The organism is Mycolicibacter kumamotonensis (assembly GCF_002086285.1).
Classification (GTDB): Bacteria; Actinomycetota; Actinomycetes; order Mycobacteriales; family Mycobacteriaceae; genus Mycobacterium; species Mycobacterium kumamotonense.
In genome coordinates, this window is sequence record NZ_MVHU01000016.1 from 81,184 (window position 1) to 97,495 (window position 16,312).

The following is a 16,312-nucleotide window of genomic DNA, read 5'->3' on the forward strand; positions in this document are numbered from 1 at the left end:
GTGGCAGCAGGTGTCCCGGCGGGACTCAACGCCGGGTTCTAGGCCTGGCTTGAGACCAGCTCTTCGCCGCGGATGCGCTGGGAGATCACCGCGGTGATCCCGTCACCCTGCATGGTCACCCCGTACAGCGCGTCGGCGACCTCCATCGTCGGCTTCTGGTGGGTGATGACGATCAGCTGCGAGCGTGCGCGCAGCATCTCGAAAAGTGCCAGCAGACGGCGCAGGTTGGTGTCGTCGAGCGCGGCCTCGACCTCGTCCATGATGTAGAACGGCGAAGGACGGGCCCTGAAGATCGCGACCAGCATGGCGATCGCGGTCAGCGATTTCTCCCCGCCGGACAGCAGCGACAACCGCTTGACCTTCTTGCCGGGCGGACGGGCCTCGACGTCGACGCCGGTGGTCAGCATGTCGGTGGGATCGGTCAGCAGCAGTCGGCCCTCCCCGCCGGGGAACAGCGCCGCGAACACCTCGCTGAATTCGCGCTCGACGTCGGCGTAGGCGTCGGTGAACACCTGCAGGATGCGGGCGTCGACCTCCGACACCACGTCGAGCAGGTCTTTGCGCGCGGCCTTGACGTCCTCGAGCTGGGTGGACAGGAAGTTGTAGCGCTCTTCGAGCGCGGCGAACTCCTCCAGCGCCAGCGGATTGACCCGACCCAGTTCGGCCAGTTCCCGTTCGGCCCGCTTGGCACGACGCTCCTGCGTGGGCCGGTCGAAGGGCATGGGGGCGGGAGCGGTGACCTGTTCGCCGCGCTCGCGGGCCTGCTCGAATTCGGCGAGCTCGAGCTCGGTCGGCGGCAAGGGAACGTCGGGGCCGTACTCGGCGATCAGGTCCGCCGAGCTCATCCCGAACTGTTCGAGCACCGTTTGCTCGAGTTGCTCGATACGCAGTGCTGCCTGGGCCTTGGCGACTTCGTCGCGGTGCAGCGATTCGGTGAGCGCGGTGATGCGAGTGCTCAGCGAGTTCACCTCTTCGCGGACCGCGGCCATCGCGGCCGCCCGCTGCTGGCGTTCGCCGGCGAGCCCGTCGCGGATCCGCGCCGCCGCGGCCACCACCAATTGCAGACGCCGGGCCAACGCCGTCCCGGCCTCTGCCACCGCGGCCGCCGTGGTCGCGGCGAGCGCGCGGGCAGCGCGGGCCTGCTCGGCGCGCACCCGCGCCTCCCGTTCGGCGGCGGCGGCCCGCCGAAGTGAATCCGCCTTGCCCCGGACGGCGTTGGCGCGTTCCTCGGCGGTGCGCACCGCCAGCCGGGCCTCCACCTCGACGCTGCGCGCCGCCTCGGCGGCGGCCGCGATCTGCTGCCGATCCACCGGTTGCACCGAAGCGGTCGGCTGGTCCTGCTCGGCGTTGCGCAACCGCGCCTCCAGCTCACCGAGCTCGGTGACGGCCTGCGCCCGGCCGGCCTCCAACTCTTCGCGTTCGCGCAGTCGGCGACGCCACTCGGTCTCGGCGGCCCGGGCCTCCTGCCCGAGCCGGCCCAACTGCTCGTGGGTCGCGGCGATGGCGGCGTCGGATTCGTTGAGCGCGGCCAGCGCCTGCTCGGTGGCGTCCTGGCGGGCGGCCTGTTCGGCCAACGCGCCCGCCAGGGCCGCACTGAGCTGTCCGACCTGCGTTTCGGCGGCGGCCAGCTCGGCCCGCGCCTTGTCGATCTCGCTGTTGATCTCCAGGGTGGACGGCTTGCGGTCCGAACCGCCGCTGACCCACCCCGCGCCGACCAGATCGCCGTCCACGGTCACCGCACGCAGCCCGGGATGCCCGGCCACCAGCTCCAGCGCCGCGGGCAGGTCGGTGACCACCACCACCGACGACAGCATGGCGGTCATGGCGCCGCGCAGCCGGTCGGGGGTGTCGATGAGGTCCAGCGCCCATTGCGCCCCGTCGGGCAGAACGGCCCGTTGCGCGGGCTGCTGCAGCGGCCAGTCCCCCAGCACGATCGCGGCCCGCCCGCCGTCGGCGCTCTTCAGCGCATTCAGCGCCGCGCGGGCCGCACCGGCGTTCTCGGCGGCCAGCGCGTCGGCGGCTGACCCGAGCACCGCGGCCAGCGCCGCCTCATAGCCCGAACGCACCTTGACCAGCTTGGCGATCGACCCGAAAAGCCCGGGGCCGCTGTGGTTCTGGACTAGCCAGGCGGCGCCGTCGCGACGCTCGAGCCCCATCGACAGAGCGTCGATGCGGGCGCGCAGGGAGGCCACCTGCCGCTCGGCGCCGCGCTCGGCGGCCTGCAGTTCGGAGACCCGCTCGTCGGCCAGCCGCAAGGCGGCCACCGTCCGCTCGTGTTGCTCATCGAGACCGACCTCGCCCTGATCGAGCTCACCGACCCGGCCCTGCACCGTTTCGAACTCCGCCTGCGCGGCCTGGGCGCGCGCGGCGGCCTCCTCGATGCGCGCCGACAGCTGCGCCACGTGGGTGTCGATCGACTCCACCCGCGCCCGGATCGTCTCCACCTGACCGGTCAGCCGGGCCAAGCCCTCGCGGCGGTCGGCTTCGGCGCGCACCGCGGCCAGATGCGCCTTCTCCGCCTCGGCGCTACGCCGCTCGCGTTCGGCCAGCTCGGCGCGGGCGGCCTCGAGGCGGGTCCCGGCCTCAGCCAGTTCGGCCAGCAGCTGTTGCTCGGCGGCGGCCACCTGCTCGGCCTCGGCCTCCAACGCCTCCGGGTCGACGCCGCCGGTGGTGATCGGCTGCTCGTCGAGATGCTGGGCGCGTTCGCTGGCGATGCGCACGGTGGCGCTGACCCGCTCGGCCAGCGCCGACAACGAGAACCAGGTCTGCTGTGCGGCCTCGGCACGCTGGGTCAAGGTGGCCACTGCCGACTCGTGGGCCGTCAGCTCGTCGGCGGCCACCGTGAGGCGCTCGTTGATCTGGTCGTGCTCGCGGCGCAGTGCCGCCTCGGCGTCGGTGGTTCCGGCGAACTCGGTCTGCCGGGTGACCAGATCGTCGGCGGTCAGGCGCAGCCGGGCGTCGCGCAGGTCGGCCTGGATGGTGGCGGCGCGCCGCGCGACTTCGGCCTGGCGGCCCAGCGGTTTGAGCTGGCGGCGCAGTTCGGTGGTCAGGTCGGTCAGCCGGGCCAGGTTGGCCGACATCGCGTCGAGTTTGCGGACCGCCTTTTCCTTGCGCTTGCGGTGCTTGAGCACCCCGGCGGCCTCTTCGATGAACGCGCGGCGGTCTTCGGGACGCGACTCCAGGATCTGCGACAGCCGGCCCTGGCCGACGATGACGTGCATCTCGCGGCCGATGCCGGAGTCGCTCAGCAGCTCCTGGACGTCCATCAGCCGGCAGCTGGCACCGTTGATCTCGTATTCGCTGGCGCCGTCGCGGAACATCCGCCGGGTGATCGAGACCTCGGCGTACTCGATCGGCAGGGCATTGTCGGAGTTGTCGATGGTGACGGTGACCTCGGCGCGGCCCAGCGGAGCCCGTGAGGAGGTGCCCGCGAAGATGACGTCTTCCATCTTGCCGCCACGCAGCGTCTTGGCGCTGTGCTCCCCCATCACCCAGGCCAGGGCGTCGACCACGTTGGACTTTCCGGAGCCGTTGGGCCCGACCACCGCGGTGATACCCGGTTCGAAGCGCAGAGTCGTGGGCGCGGCGAAGGACTTGAAGCCCTTCAACGTCAGACTCTTGAGGTGCACGGGGTGTGAGACTACCGGTCTAGCGTTCGGTGAATCCGTCGATCGGCTCGGTGGCGACCGCCCAGTCGGCGACCACGGTGTCCACCCGACCCGGAGTGGAGCCACCCTGCAGCAGCTCCAGCAGGCGTTGGCAGTGCTCGCGGGGGCCCTGGGCGACCACCTGCACCCGCCCGTCGGGGCGGTTGGCGGCGTAACCGGTCAGCCCCAGCTCCAGCGCCCGCGACCGGGTCCACCACCGAAAACCCACCCCCTGGACGTGGCCGTGCACCCAGGCGGTGAGCCGGACGTCAGGGCCGGCCACGGTCGGCGATCTCGAAGCGCACCTCGGTGCCGGACTGCAGTGTGCGGCCCACCGTGCACACCTGCTCGACGGCGCGGTGCACAACGGTCAGCAGCCGCTGCTTCTCGGCTTCGTCCAGACCCGACAGGTCCAGCTCCAGGGTCTCCTCCAGCAGTGGGTAGCGTTCCTGCTCGCGGTCGGCCGGACCGCAGACCTGGATCGCCGCCGGGTAGTCCTCACCCAGGCGGCGGGCCAAGGGGGCGTCACTGGACATGCCGCTGCACGCCGCCAAGGCGATCTTCAGCAGCTCGCCGGGGGTGAAAACGCCGTCGACGTCTTCGCTGCCGACCAGCACCTGCGCTCCCCGCGAACTGTGGCCGGTGTAGCGCCGGGTTCCGGTTCGTTCCACCCACAATTTCGTCATGGGGACATTCTTTACCGCGAACCCGGCGCCTGGCCACGCCGGTGGCCGATCAGACTGCCGCGACGTTCTTTCGGCCGTATTGGCGTTCCATCATGGCGGTGTCGCCGTACACCTCGACCCTGACCGTCTTGCCGTTGCGGATGGTGTAAACCTCGGCGCTGTGGCCGCGTTCACCGCCGACCGACACCTCGCTGAGCACCACTACCGTGTCGCCGTCGGCCAGGAAACGGTGCGGCGCGATCATCGGTGACTTCGCGGCCAGACCCGCCAGGAACCCACTGAGTTCCGTTTTGCCCCGGTAGGTTCCGCTGACCGCGCTGTCACCCGGCTGCACCCATTCGATGTCGTCATCGAAGAGCGCCATCAGGGCTTCGGTGTCGCCGCTGGCGAAGGCTTGATAACCACTGCGTACCAGTTCGATGTTCTGCTCAGACATCCCTCAATTCCTTTCGTCATCAATTCTGTTGTCCCCAGCCGATTTTGTTGTTACATCCGGTACATTTCCCGTGACATCCCGGGCTCTTGTAGGCCGCCTCCAGGTGCCCGGAATACTCGCCCGGCCCACGCGACCAGCGGCCGATGCGGTCGATCGCCGCGAGCCACGTTGCGACGAGCAGATGCGCCTGCTGTCGGGCGTGGTGCGCGACGGCTCCGAATGGAGTCGCGATCCCCGGTTTGATGACCAACTGCGACATCGCCGTCGCCTCCTCGGGTCAGCGGAGGTGTCGTATCCCTAAGCCATCTGCGAACACAGGTCCAAGGCAAACACTGCGGCCGCGCAATTACCTCATCCCAACGGATGAGATCCGCGTACACTTTTCCGGCAAGAAGACAGCGGTCTTCCCAGGCCTATCGGGAAATTCGGGGCCGACGATGATCCCGGTCGATGCGCTGGGCCGGTGAGAGGACGCCGGGTGCAGGTCGCGATTCCACTGTTTCCCCGATTCACCGCACTGGATGCGGTCGGACCCTACGAGGTACTGCGCTGCATACCGGAGCTGGAGGTGGTTTTCGTCGGCCACCGACGTGGCGAGGTGCGCAGCGACAACGGGATGCTCGGGTTGCTCTGTGACGCACGGCTGGACGAGGTGGCCCGCCCCGACGTCGTCGTCGTCCCCGGCGGTCTCGGGACGCGGACGCTGCTCGACGATGGGGAGCTGCTCGACTGGCTGCGCAGCGTCCATCCCCACACTCGTTACACCACCTCGGTGTGCACCGGTTCGTTGCTGCTGGCCGCGGCGGGCCTGTTGGACGGCCTGACCGCGACCACGCACTGGGGGGCGGTCGAGCTGCTCGAACACCTGGGTGCACGCTACGTCGGGCAGCGGGTGGTCGAGGTCCTGCCCCAGCGGATCATCACCTCCGCGGGGGTCTCCAGCGGCATCGACATGGCGCTTCGGCTGGTGGAGTTGCTGGTGGACACCCAGACCGCCCAGGCGGCGCAGCTGATGATCGAGTACGACCCGCAGCCGCCGTTCGATTGCGGTTCGCTGACCAAGGCCGGTGCGGCCGTTCGCGACCGCGCCGCGCAGCTGCGGCGCTGAGCCACCGGGCATACTGACCTTTCATGGCCACCGTCGTCGCATTCCACGCCCATCCCGACGACGAGGCGATTCTGACCGGGGGGACCCTGGCACGCGCGGCCGCCGCCGGGCACCGTGTGGTGGTGGTGGCCGCCACCGACGGTCGCGTGCACAACGACGACGTCGACCGCCTCGGCGAATTACGCACCAGCGCAGGTATTCTCGGTGCGCATCGGGTGGAATGCCTCGGCTATGCCGACAGCGGCTTCGGACCGGAGCTCTATCCCGATCCGCCGGGCCGGGTCCGGTTCGCCCGCGCCGACACCGAGGATGCGGCGCAGCGGCTGGCCGTCATCCTGCGCGAGGAGGACGCCGATCTGTTGTTGAGCTACCAGGCCAACGGCGGCTACGGCCATCGTGACCACGTGCAGGTGCATCACGTCGGCAAGCGGGCCGCCGAACTCGCGGCGACACCGCGCATACTGGAGGCCACCATGCCGCGGGAGGTGCTTTCCCGGATCGGTACCGCCGCTCGGCTACTGCGACTGCCGGCGCCCTACGGCCGTGATGTGGTCCGCACCGCGTATGCCCCGGGGTCGTCGATCACCCACCGGATCAACGTCTTTCGCTATGCCCGGCAGAAATGCGACGCCACCGCCGCGCACCGTTCGCAGATCGGCACCACCGGCGCGGCGGCACGCCTGTTCGCGGTGTTGTTGCGGCTTCCCCCGCAGGTGGCCGGGCTGATCTTCGGCCGGGAGTGGTTCGTCGACCCGGCTCGGCCGCCGGGGCGGGTCTACCGCGATATCTTCGAGTGAGTCCGGGCCCCGCGCCCTGCGCGAGCGTGCGCAGAATGCCACGAATCGCGGCGTGTCGGCGGGCAAACCCGCACGCTCGCGGTCAGCGCTGGCATTTCGGGCAGTAAAACGACGAGCGGTTCATGAACTTCGCCCGGCGGATCGCGGTGCCGCAGCGTCGGCAGGGCTGATCCTCGCGGCCGTAGGCGTCCAGCGACCGACCGAAGTAACCGGACTCGCCGTTGACGTTGAGGTAGAGCGAATCGAACGAGGTGCCGCCGGCGGTCAGCGCGTCGCCCATCACCGCCCCGGCGGCCTGCAGCAGGGCGCGCAACCGCGGGCGGGACAACGTGTCGGCGAGCCGGGTGCCGCGGATGCCGGCACGCCACAGCGCCTCGTCGGCGTAGATGTTGCCGATACCGGACACCACGGTCTGGTCTAGGAGTTGACGTTTGATCTCGGAATGCTTGCGCCGCAACACATTCACCACCGCTTCGACGTCGAAGCGGGGGTCCAGCGGGTCGCGGGCCAGGTGCGCCACGGGTAGCGGGACGATGCTGCCGTCCACCTCGACCAGGTCGGTGAGTTGCCAGCCGCCGAACGTCCGCTGGTCGACGAAGCTGACCTTCGTGCCATCGTCCAGCACCGCGGCGATCCGCAGGTGCTTGGTGTCGGGCAACTCCCCCAGCAGCATCTGGCCACTCATGCCCAGGTGCACCACCAGCGCCTCGTCCGTACTCAGCAGCAGCCACAGGTACTTGCCACGGCGGTCGGTGCCGGTGATCCGGGAGCCGAGTAGCCGGCCGGTCAGGTCGGCGGGGCCGGCCTCGTGCCGGCGGACCGCACGCGGATGATGGACCCGGACTCCGGACAGGGTGCGGCCCACCAGGTGGGCGTCGAGGCCGCGTCGGACCACCTCGACCTCGGGTAGCTCCGGCATCTACCCGGTCGAGCCGACGTCGAGCGCGTCCAGCGCCGTCCAGGCCGCGGCCGCCGCCTTCTGTTCGGCTTCCTTCTTCGACCGGCCCACACCCGATCCGTATTCGGTGTCCGACACCACGACGACGGCGGTGAACTCCCGATCGTGGTCGGGCCCGGTCGAGCTGACCTGGTAACTCGGCACGCCGAGCCCGCGGGCCGCGGTCAGCTCCTGCAGGCTGGTCTTCCAGTCCAGGCCCGCACCCAGGGTGGCCGCGGTGTCCAGCAGCGGCCCGAACAGCCGCAGGATCACTTCGCGCGCGGTATCGATGCCGTGTTCGAGGTAGACCGCACCCAGCAGCGACTCCATGCCGTCGGCCAGGATGCTGGACTTGTCGGCCCCGCCGGTGTTGACCTCACCGCGGCCGAGCAGCAGGTGGGCGCCCAAGCCGTCCTCGGTCAGCCCGCGCGCCACATCGGCCAGGGCCGCCGTGTTGACCACGCTGGAGCGCAGTTTGGCCAGGTCGCCCTCGGGCCGGTCGGGGTGGCGGTGGAACAGTTCGTCGGTGATGGTCAAGCCGAGCACGGCGTCGCCGAGGAACTCCAGCCGCTCATTGGTGGGCAAGCCGCCGTTCTCGTAGGCGAAACTGCGATGGGTGACCGCCAGCGTGAGCAGATCGTCGGGCAAGTCCACCCCGAGCGCATCCAGCACCGCCTGCCGGGGACGGCTCACCGGTCACCGTCATCAGTGGACTGAGCCGACCCTGGACCCACCATCCCGGCGAGTTTGGCCCAGCGCGGATCGATCTTGTCGTGGTGGTGTCCCGGTTCGGCGCCGGCCAACGCGACCCCGCAGTCCGGACACAGTCCCGGACAGTCCGGATCGCACAGCGGCGACAACGGCAGCGCCAGCCCGACCGCGTCGACGATCGCCTGCTCGAGGTCCACGGCGTCGTCGACGACCCGGCCGACCTCGTCGTCGTCGGTGGTGGCGTCGGTGGTGCTGTCCGGGTAGGCGAACAGCTCAGTCAACTCGACCTCTATGTCGCCGGTCAGCGGCTGCAGGCAGCGCGCACATTCGCCCGCGGTGGCCGCCGAGACCGCCCCGGTCACCAGCACACCTTCGGACACCGACTCCACCCGCAGATCCAGCTCGACGGCGGTGTCCGGGGGAATCGCCACCAGGTCCAACCCGATACGGCCCCGGCTGGAGCGCTGCTCGTGCAGCGCGATCATCGAGCCGGGACGCCGGCCCAGCCGGGCGACGTTCACCACGAACGGCGAAGGCAGCTGCCGCTGCCCGCCCTTCACGCCAATACCCGGGTGCCTCGCCATGCCGCGATTCTACGCAGCGGGCATTGCCGCGTTCGCGGGTCAGCGGGTCGCGTAATCGTGGGTGCCCGCGGCGGTCCGCAGTTGGTGGCGACCGCGGTTGATCGAGCGCAGGGTGCCGTTGAGGAAGTCCTCGAACTCGGCCAGCTTGGCGTCGACGTAGATGTCGCACTCGCCGCGCATCCGGTCTGCTTCGGCGTGCGCCGAGTCGATCAGCCGGGTGGCTTCGGCCCGCGCCGAGGTCACCACCTCGTTCTGCGACACCAGCCGCTGCTGCTCCTTGATGCCTTCCTGAACGGCCTTCTCGTAGGCGGCGTTACCGTTCTCGACCAGCCGGTCGCATTCGGCCTGGGCACGGCTGGTGGCGGTCTCGAACTCGCGCTTGGCGGTGGCGCTGAGCCGGGCCGCTTCCTCGCGGGCCTCGCCGAGCATCCGCTCACTGTGCCCGCGCGCCTCTGCCACCATCCGGTCGGCCTGGCCCTTGGCGTCGGCCAGCAGCCGGTCGGCCTCGGCCCGGGCGTGGCTGACCAGCGATTCGGCTTCGGCGGTGGCGGAGCTGACCATCGAGTCCGCGTGTTCCTTGGCCTCGTTGAGCACCGAGTCACGGGCGTCGAGCACATCCTGGGCGTCGTCGAGTTCGCCGGGGATCGCATCCCGAATGTCGTCGATCAATTCCAGGACGTCGCCGCGGGGCACCACGCAGCCGGCCGTCATCGGCACGCCACGGGCTTCTTCAACAATGGAGCCCAGTTCGTCAAGGGCTTCGAACACTCGGTACACGGCAGCACCCTCCAGGCATAGTCGTTGTTACTAGTGTGCCCTCTGTTACGCATGTGACTGTGTTAGCCGCCCGGTGTGTCGGATTTTGGTCCACTTCACCGGTAGCCTGACCCGTTGTCATCCGATCGGCGAAGGGCAGCCATGACGAACGGTTCCGGGGAGGCACGGGGTCCGGCGGGTTCCACGGCACCGGGACAGCCGTCGCACGGCCATCCGCACCGGTCCGGCGCGCAACCGACTGCCGATATCGGCCGGCTGCTGCTGCGTTGCCCCGACAGTCACGGCATCATCGCGTCGGTCAGCGCCTTCCTGGCCGAGGCCGGCGCCAACATCATCTCGCTGGATCAGCACTCGACCGCCCCCGAGGGCGGGACGTTCGTGCAGCGCGCGATCTTTCACCTGCCCGGACTGCCCGCCGCCATCGATGAGCTCCAACAGCGGTTCGGCGCCACGGTGGCCGAGCGGTTTGCGATGGACTACCGGTTCGCCGAAGCCGCCAAACCCAAACGGGTGGCGATCATGGCCTCCAAGGCCGACCACTGCCTACTGGATCTGTTGTGGCGCAACCGGCGCGGCGAGCTGGAGATGACCGTGGCGATGGTGATCTCTAATCACCCGGATCTGGCCGAACAGGTGCGCCCGTTCGGGGTGCCGTTCTTCCACATTCCCGCCACCCGTGAGACCCGCGCCGAAGCCGAACAGCGTCAGCTGCAACTGCTGTGCGGCAATGTCGACCTCGTGGTGCTGGCGCGCTACATGCAGATCATCACCGGTGAGTTCATCGAGACGGTGGGGTGCCCGCTGATCAACATCCACCATTCCTTCCTGCCGGCGTTCATCGGCGCTGCACCGTATCAGCGGGCGCGGGAACGCGGTGTCAAGTTGATCGGCGCCACCGCGCATTACGTCACCGAAATCCTCGACGAGGGGCCGATCATCGAGCAGGACGTCGTCCGCGTCGACCACACCCACACCGTGAGCGATCTGGTGCGGCTGGGCGCCGACGTGGAACGGGCGGTGCTGTCCCGGGCGGTGCAATGGCACTGCCAGGACCGGGTGATCCGGGTGGACAACGAAACGGTGGTGCTCTGAGTCCTCGTCGGCCGCTGTCAAGTACCGTGACTCGCATGCTCGTGCAGGACCTGTTTCCGGCCGTCCCGACGACTTCCGCCGAGGCCCTCGAGGTCTTCGATGCCGCCGACGCGGTCGATCCCGACTTCATGCTCGGCACCTGGCACGGCGCCGAGTTGCCCACCGGCCATCCCCTCGACGGGCTGTTGGCCGCCACCGGCTGGTGGGGCAAGCAGTTCGTCGATGCCGAGACCGTCCATCCGTTGTTGTTTCCCACCCGAGACGGGTCCGCGCTCTGGGCGTTCAACCCGGCGCTGGCATTCAGTGTGCTGGGACTCGCGACGAAGCTGCCGGCGCTGAAGAAGCGCTCGTTCGCCGCGTTGATCACCACGCTGCAGCCGCTGGTGCGCACCTGTTCACCCCGGGCCCGGCTGCGCACCACACGTTTCCGCGGTGTCGACAGCGCCACGATGGTCTACGACCAGGCCCCGGTCAACGATGTCTTCCGCCGGCTCTCCGATGACGCTGTGATCGGCGCGATGGACCTGCGGGGCTCACCCCGCCCGTACTTCTTCGGTTTGTGCCGCGACGACTCGCTGAAATTGGTCTAACGGCAGGCGATTTCGCCGGCGTCGTGCCACGCATTGCGCTCTGCGGTGAACGCGGCGACCTGTTGTCCGCGAAATCCGTTGATGCTCTCGGCGTTGTCGGCCAGGAATCGCCGGTAGGCCGGCAGGGAGAACTCGCCGTCGGTGATCTCCACCCGGCCACGCCCGGCCGCCATGTCGGCACGCAACTCCAGGAGCTCCTCGGCCTGCACCGGGTAGAAGCTGATGCGGTCGAAGTAGCGCAGCAGCCACGGAGTCTCCGGATCGAACAGTCCGGCGGTGGCGTGCCGGTGGTTCCACACCTGGGTGGTGCGCCCGACGAACTGGTAACCGCCGGGGCCCTCGATGCCGTAGATGCACAGGTAGGCGCCGCCGATCCCGACGGCGTTCTCCGGGGTCCAGGTGCGGGCCGGGTTGTACTTGGTGGTCACCAGCCGGTGGCGGGGGTCCAGCGGGGTGGCCACCGGTGCGCCCAGATAGATGTCGCCCAGGCCCAGCACCAGGTACTGCGCGTCGAAGACGATGTCATGGACCTGCGCGATGTCGTCGAGACCATTGATGCGCCTGATGAATTCGATATTGGACGGACACCACGGGGCGTCGGGCCGTACGCCGTACTCATAGCGGCGGATGGCCTCGTGGGTGGCGGGGTCGTCCCAGCTCAGCGGTAGGCGCACCGAGCGGCTCGGTACGACGAGCTCGTCGCAGGGTGGCAGCGCGTCGTCGATGGCGGCCAGCTGTTCGACCACCTCGGCGCCTGAGCACTGCTCGGTGTCGAATTGGATCTGCAGGGATCGCACGCCGGGCGTCAGCTCCAGCAGCCCGGGCAGTTCGTGCCGCACGAGTTGGTCGTAGAGCACCTGAACCCGCGCCCGGTGCGCCAGATCCAGTGTCATCGCACCGTATTCGAGCAGAATCCCGCCATCGCCGGCGCGCCGCAGCGTGACGACCGTTCCGTCTTTGCCGGTGTAGCGCCGCAGCACCCCGTCGTCGCCGTCGCCGGATTTGGAGATGACGACCGGCAACGCCGCGCGCCGCGGCATCCCCAACGATGCCGGCGGCGGGGCATGGTTGGCGCGCACCGGCACCAATCGCACGGTGTCGCCGGGTGCGAGCTGGCCCAGCTTCCACCGGTCGCCGCGCACCACCGTCACCGGGCAGACGAACCCGCCGAGGCTGGGCCCGTCGGGTCCCAGCAGAATCGGTGTGTCACCGGTGAAGTCCAGTGCACCGACGCAATAAGCGGTGTCGTGGATGTTGGACGGGTGCAGGCCGGCGTCTCCCCCGTCGCGACGGGCCCAGTGCGGCTTCGGCCCCACCAGCCGCACTCCGGTGCGGTCGGAGTTGAAGTGCACGGTGTAATCGGCGCGAGTCAGGGTGGTCATGTCGGCACGGGTCAGAAACTCCGGCGCGGCGTGCGGCCCTTCGGTCACCGCCAGTTCCCAGTGCGGGCCGATGCTGGGCTGACTCTCGGCGGGCACTCCGGTGAGCGCTGGAACAGTGCCGTCGCCGCCGGCCGCGCTGAGTCGATCGCCCGGGACCAGGGCCCGACCGTGGTGTCCACCGAACACGCCTTGGGTGAAAGTGGCCGCACTGCCCAGGAATTCCGGTGCGATGATGCCGCCCTCGACGAGTACGTAGCAGCGCATCCCGGGGCCGGGGATGGTGCCGATCTCAAGCAGACCGCCGGCGGGTATCCGCACCGACCGCCACTGCGCTACCCTGGTGCCGTCCAGGGTGAGTGTCGCTGCGGCACCGGTGACGCATACCCGGGCGGGGTTCGAAAAGCGCAGCGATGGCCCTGTTTTGGTGCATTCCAAACCGGCCGCCCCTTCCGGGTTGCCGAGCACCTGATTACCGAGCCGAAACGACAGGTCGTCCATCGGCCCGGACGGCGGCACCCCGACATGCCAGTACCCGACGCGGCCGGGCCAGTCCTGCACGGTGGTGAACACCCCCGGGGAGACCACCTCGATGCCGATCATCCTCGGGTGATCACCATCCGGACCGGGGTCGGGTCGAACCCGTTGCACGGGTTGTTGACCTGCGGGCAGTTCGACACCAGCACCAGGGTGTCGGTCTCGGCCCGCAGGGTCAGGCTCTTTCCCGGCGCCGATCTGCCGTCGACGATGCCCAGCGTGCCGTCGGCATCGACCGGGACGTTCATGAACCAGTTGATGTTGGACACGATGTCGCGCTTGCCCAGGCCCCACCGGGCGCCCTCGGCGAGGAAGTTCTCCACGCAGGCGTGCTGGTGGGCGGTGTGGTGCCCGTAGCGCAGCGTGTTGGATTCCTGCGAACAGGCACCGGCGATGGTGTCGTGATTGCCCACCTCGTCGGCGACGACGGTCATCAGGGCCGCGCCGTCTGCGCTGCGCAGCACCGAGCCGGTGCTCACGAAGATGTTGCGCTGGGCGGCCACGGTGGCCTGGGCACTGTAACGGCGGGTGGTGTCTGCGGCGTCATAGAGCAGACAGTCCACCGCCTGGTTGCCGTGCAGGTCGATGATCTGTAGTCGATCACCGGCGCGCACCACCGCCGACCAGGGCGCGCGGGCCGGCACCACCTCGTCGGAGACGATCACCATGCCGCCACCACCGCCTCGGTGTTCTGCAGCGCGCGCAGGTATTCCGGGTCGTGGTTGCTCAGGGTGCTCAATTGCTCGCCGGCCTTCCAGCCGAGCACATCCAGCGCGGTCGCGGGCGGATCGGGATCCAACGGGTGCGCGGCGTTGGCCACCACCAGCACCACCGGCAGGTGAATCAACAGGTCGACTGCCGCCCCCGGCGCCGCCGACCCGGTGAATTCCAGTGCGCCGCTGGACGGATCGACACGAACGCCCCGGAATAACGACACCGACGGGGCCACATCCCGGATGTCCATACCGTGCTTGATCACACCGAGCAGCAACAGCCGCCGGCCGGTGTCGTCCGGCCCACACAGCATGTCGTGGTGGCCCGAGGAGTCGGCGACGACGGTGGCCAGCACCCGGCCCTGATCGGACAGCAGCGGATGCCCGGCGCCCAGGTACGCCTGCCACGGCACCTTCATCGTGTCGGCGATGTTGAGCCGCTCCCATGGCGCTTCGGTGCGGTAGAGCAGCAGATGCGCGCAGGCGCCGCCGTCGACATCGATCAGTCGGATTCGGCTGCCGCGGGCCAGCACCTTGGTGGCGTAGCCATCCGCCGGAATGGTCTCGGCCCAGAACAGCGTCGACGGGTCGACGTCGCCGGGAACCGCCGGTACCCGCAGTTCGGCCTGGTGCGCCTGAGCGCGGGCGTGCGAACGGGCCCCGCCGGTGGAGGCGGTACTCATCGGTGTGTCTCCTCTCGACACCCGGCACCGTAACATGATTACCTATCACTCGACAGAAATGCGGGGAGGGAGGGCCATGCCGACCGATCGACGTGGGCGTCCCCGGCTGGTGGCGTCTCGCCGCCCGGGCCACAGCGCCCGAGACGAGATCCTCGATGCGGCGGCAGAGTTGTTCACCACCATCGGCTATGCCGCCACCTCCACCCGGCGCATCGCCGAGAGCGTCGGCATCCAGCAGGCCTCGCTGTATCACCACTTCGGCGCCAAGGAAGACATCCTCGACGCGCTGCTGGCCGGCACCGTCGACACGTCGCTGGCGCTGGCCGCCGAGCTGCTGTCCGAAGGCGGCCCCGCGGCGCCCCGGCTGCACACGCTCGTCGTCGCCGACGCCACCCAACTGTGCGGCGGCCGCTGGAATCTGGGCACCTTGTATCTGCTTCCGGAGCTTCGCGTCGAGCGTTTCGCCGAGTTCCGCCGGCGTCGGGCTCAGTTGCGGGCGCACTACCGGGAGCTGTCCCGCGCGGTGATCGCCGAGCACCACGGACCTGGCGAGGGCGACGACCTCCCGTTCCGGTTGGTGGAGTCGGTCATCAACCGCCGCTCCGATGACGGTGCCTGCCCGGGTGACTATCCGTGGACGGTCGCCGAAGCCGCTTTGCGGGTGCTGGGCTGTGGTGATGATTTTGCCCGGATGCGGAAGGCAACCGGGGAGCGTTTGGGGCTTGGGCCGGACGAACCAAACGCTCGCGGCGGCGACGCCGGATAGATCCGGTGCGGCCAACAGCCCGTCGAGTCCCGCGGTGGCCTTGATCCCCGCCAGCTGGTTATCCCCAGTGTGGGTGTTATCCACAATGCGGCGGCTGATGTGTGCGGGCGGCCATCGGCGTCGGCGAATCTCAGTAGGATCGAAAATATGTGCGACACCACGGATCTGCCCGACCTCGACACGCTTCGCGAGGTCGATGACGCGGCCTTGGTGGCGGCGATCGGTGGATGGGCGCAGGCAGAGGCCGCCGCTGCGGCGCGTCGGCTGGCGGCGATCGCCGAATTGACCGGGCGGTGCTGTTATGACGACCCGGGGCGGTCGCGGTGGGCCGCTGACGACTGGGATGGGGTGGCCGCGCAGGTCGGTGCCGCGATGGGCGTCAGTCACGGCAAAGCCTCGTCGCAGATGTATCTGGCCCAAGCACTCGCCGAACGGCTGCCCAAGATTGCCGCCCTGTTCGCCGCCGGACAGCTCAACGCCGCTCTGGTGTCCACCATCTCCTGGCACACCACCTTGATCGAAGACCGTCGGGCGCTTGCCGCGGTCGATACCGCCCTAGCCGCCGACGCCCTGCACTACGGGCCACTGTCGGCGTTCAAGACCGGGCAGGCCATCGACGCGGTCGTCGAGGCACACGACCCGCAGGCCCTGCGCCGCAGCCGGCAAAATGCCCGCTCCCGCGACCTGGTGGTCGACAAACGCAACACCGCCCATGCCACCACCCCGGTGTGGGGCCGGCTGCACGCCCACGACGCCGAAGCACTCGACCGGCGCCTTTTGGCGATGGCGCACAGCGTGTGCGACGACGATCCGCGCACCATCGCCCAACGCCGCGCCGACGCCCTCGGCGCGCTGGCCGCCGGCGGGCA

Annotated in this window: 18 protein-coding genes; 6 read left to right on the forward strand and 12 right to left on the reverse strand. The window is 69.4% G+C overall.

The genetic code is table 11. The features are described 5' to 3' along the window. Positions 1 to 38 precede the first annotated feature (38 nt). Genes smc through BST28_RS12505 form a run of 5 tightly spaced genes read right to left on the reverse strand, consistent with a single transcriptional unit; the run spans position 39 to position 5,028 of the window. Positions 39 to 3,629 carry a chromosome segregation protein SMC gene (gene smc, locus BST28_RS12485; RefSeq protein ID WP_083081222.1) on the reverse strand — a complete coding sequence of 1,197 codons (3,591 nt, stop codon included), beginning with the start codon at positions 3,627 to 3,629 and terminating at the stop codon, positions 39 to 41. Between the two features lie 19 nt (positions 3,630 to 3,648). Beyond that, positions 3,649 to 3,930, reverse strand: coding sequence for an acylphosphatase (locus BST28_RS12490; RefSeq protein ID WP_019736571.1), 282 nt, complete (start codon positions 3,928 to 3,930; stop codon positions 3,649 to 3,651). Beyond that, positions 3,917 to 4,333 (reverse strand): OsmC family protein, encoded by a 417-nt coding sequence (locus BST28_RS12495; protein WP_019736572.1) that lies wholly within the window; start codon positions 4,331 to 4,333, stop codon positions 3,917 to 3,919. Before BST28_RS12495 ends, BST28_RS12490 begins: the two co-directional genes overlap by 14 nt. Before the next feature lie 49 nt (positions 4,334 to 4,382). Beyond that, the gene (locus BST28_RS12500) at positions 4,383 to 4,769 is read right to left on the reverse strand and encodes a nuclear transport factor 2 family protein (protein WP_083081224.1); all 387 of its coding nucleotides are present in this window, start codon (positions 4,767 to 4,769) and stop codon (positions 4,383 to 4,385) included. Between the two features lie 19 nt (positions 4,770 to 4,788). Next, positions 4,789 to 5,028, reverse strand: coding sequence for a hypothetical protein (locus BST28_RS12505; RefSeq protein ID WP_083081226.1), 240 nt, complete (start codon positions 5,026 to 5,028; stop codon positions 4,789 to 4,791). A gap of 219 nt (positions 5,029 to 5,247) precedes the next feature. On the opposite strand from BST28_RS12505, the gene BST28_RS12510 reads away from it, so the two are divergent. Beyond that, a complete protein-coding gene (locus BST28_RS12510) occupies positions 5,248 to 5,877 on the forward strand; it encodes a DJ-1/PfpI family protein (protein ID WP_083081228.1) in 630 nt (209 codons plus the stop codon). Positions 5,878 to 5,900: 23 nt separating this feature from the next. Continuing rightward, positions 5,901 to 6,674, forward strand: a complete 774-nt coding sequence (locus tag BST28_RS12515; RefSeq protein WP_083081229.1) for a PIG-L deacetylase family protein — start codon at positions 5,901 to 5,903, stop codon at positions 6,672 to 6,674. An 82-nt stretch (positions 6,675 to 6,756) separates the two neighbouring features. On the opposite strand, the gene mutM is transcribed toward BST28_RS12515, so the two are convergent. From mutM to sepIVA, 4 genes are read right to left on the reverse strand one after another with little or no spacing between them, the layout of a single operon-like run. Continuing rightward, positions 6,757 to 7,593 (reverse strand): bifunctional DNA-formamidopyrimidine glycosylase/DNA-(apurinic or apyrimidinic site) lyase, encoded by an 837-nt coding sequence (mutM, locus tag BST28_RS12520; protein WP_083081230.1) that lies wholly within the window; start codon positions 7,591 to 7,593, stop codon positions 6,757 to 6,759. Beyond that, positions 7,594 to 8,304: a ribonuclease III gene (gene rnc / locus BST28_RS12525; protein ID WP_019736842.1), complete on the reverse strand. Its 711-nt coding sequence runs from the start codon at positions 8,302 to 8,304 to the stop codon at positions 7,594 to 7,596. Continuing rightward, the gene (locus BST28_RS12530; protein WP_029249157.1) at positions 8,301 to 8,906 is read right to left on the reverse strand and encodes a YceD family protein; all 606 of its coding nucleotides are present in this window, start codon (positions 8,904 to 8,906) and stop codon (positions 8,301 to 8,303) included. The genes rnc and BST28_RS12530 overlap by 4 nt, the downstream gene beginning before the upstream one ends. A 39-nt stretch (positions 8,907 to 8,945) precedes the next feature. Further along, on the reverse strand, positions 8,946 to 9,683 hold the full coding sequence (sepIVA, locus tag BST28_RS12535) for a cell division protein SepIVA (protein ID WP_019736840.1): 738 nt from the start codon (positions 9,681 to 9,683) through the stop codon (positions 8,946 to 8,948). Positions 9,684 to 9,824: 141 nt separating this feature from the next. Between sepIVA and purU the strand changes: the two genes are divergently transcribed. After that, entirely contained in the window at positions 9,825 to 10,775 is a 951-nt protein-coding gene (purU, locus tag BST28_RS12540) for a formyltetrahydrofolate deformylase (protein WP_019736839.1), read from the forward strand. Positions 10,776 to 10,810: 35 nt separating this feature from the next. Continuing rightward, a complete protein-coding gene (locus tag BST28_RS12545) occupies positions 10,811 to 11,365 on the forward strand; it encodes a DUF4334 domain-containing protein (protein ID WP_019736838.1) in 555 nt (184 codons plus the stop codon). Here BST28_RS12545 and BST28_RS12550 read toward each other — a convergent pair. From BST28_RS12550 to BST28_RS12560, 3 genes are read right to left on the reverse strand one after another with little or no spacing between them, the layout of a single operon-like run. Then, positions 11,362 to 13,347 carry a 5-oxoprolinase/urea amidolyase family protein gene (locus BST28_RS12550; protein ID WP_083081231.1) on the reverse strand — a complete coding sequence of 662 codons (1,986 nt, stop codon included), beginning with the start codon at positions 13,345 to 13,347 and terminating at the stop codon, positions 11,362 to 11,364. The two genes, BST28_RS12545 and BST28_RS12550, sit on opposite strands and share 4 nt — an antisense overlap. Further along, on the reverse strand, positions 13,344 to 13,949 hold the full coding sequence (locus BST28_RS12555) for an urea amidolyase associated protein UAAP2 (protein ID WP_083081232.1): 606 nt from the start codon (positions 13,947 to 13,949) through the stop codon (positions 13,344 to 13,346). The genes BST28_RS12550 and BST28_RS12555 overlap by 4 nt, the downstream gene beginning before the upstream one ends. Continuing rightward, positions 13,943 to 14,677 (reverse strand): DUF1989 domain-containing protein, encoded by a 735-nt coding sequence (locus BST28_RS12560; RefSeq protein ID WP_065288046.1) that lies wholly within the window; start codon positions 14,675 to 14,677, stop codon positions 13,943 to 13,945. The genes BST28_RS12555 and BST28_RS12560 overlap by 7 nt, the downstream gene beginning before the upstream one ends. A 76-nt stretch (positions 14,678 to 14,753) precedes the next feature. Between BST28_RS12560 and BST28_RS12565 the strand changes: the two genes are divergently transcribed. Further along, positions 14,754 to 15,443 (forward strand): TetR/AcrR family transcriptional regulator, encoded by a 690-nt coding sequence (locus tag BST28_RS12565; RefSeq protein ID WP_065288047.1) that lies wholly within the window; start codon positions 14,754 to 14,756, stop codon positions 15,441 to 15,443. A 147-nt stretch (positions 15,444 to 15,590) separates the two neighbouring features. After that, positions 15,591 to 16,312: DUF222 domain-containing protein (locus BST28_RS12570; RefSeq protein ID WP_133054298.1), on the forward strand; the 722-nt coding region annotated here is incomplete at its 3' end.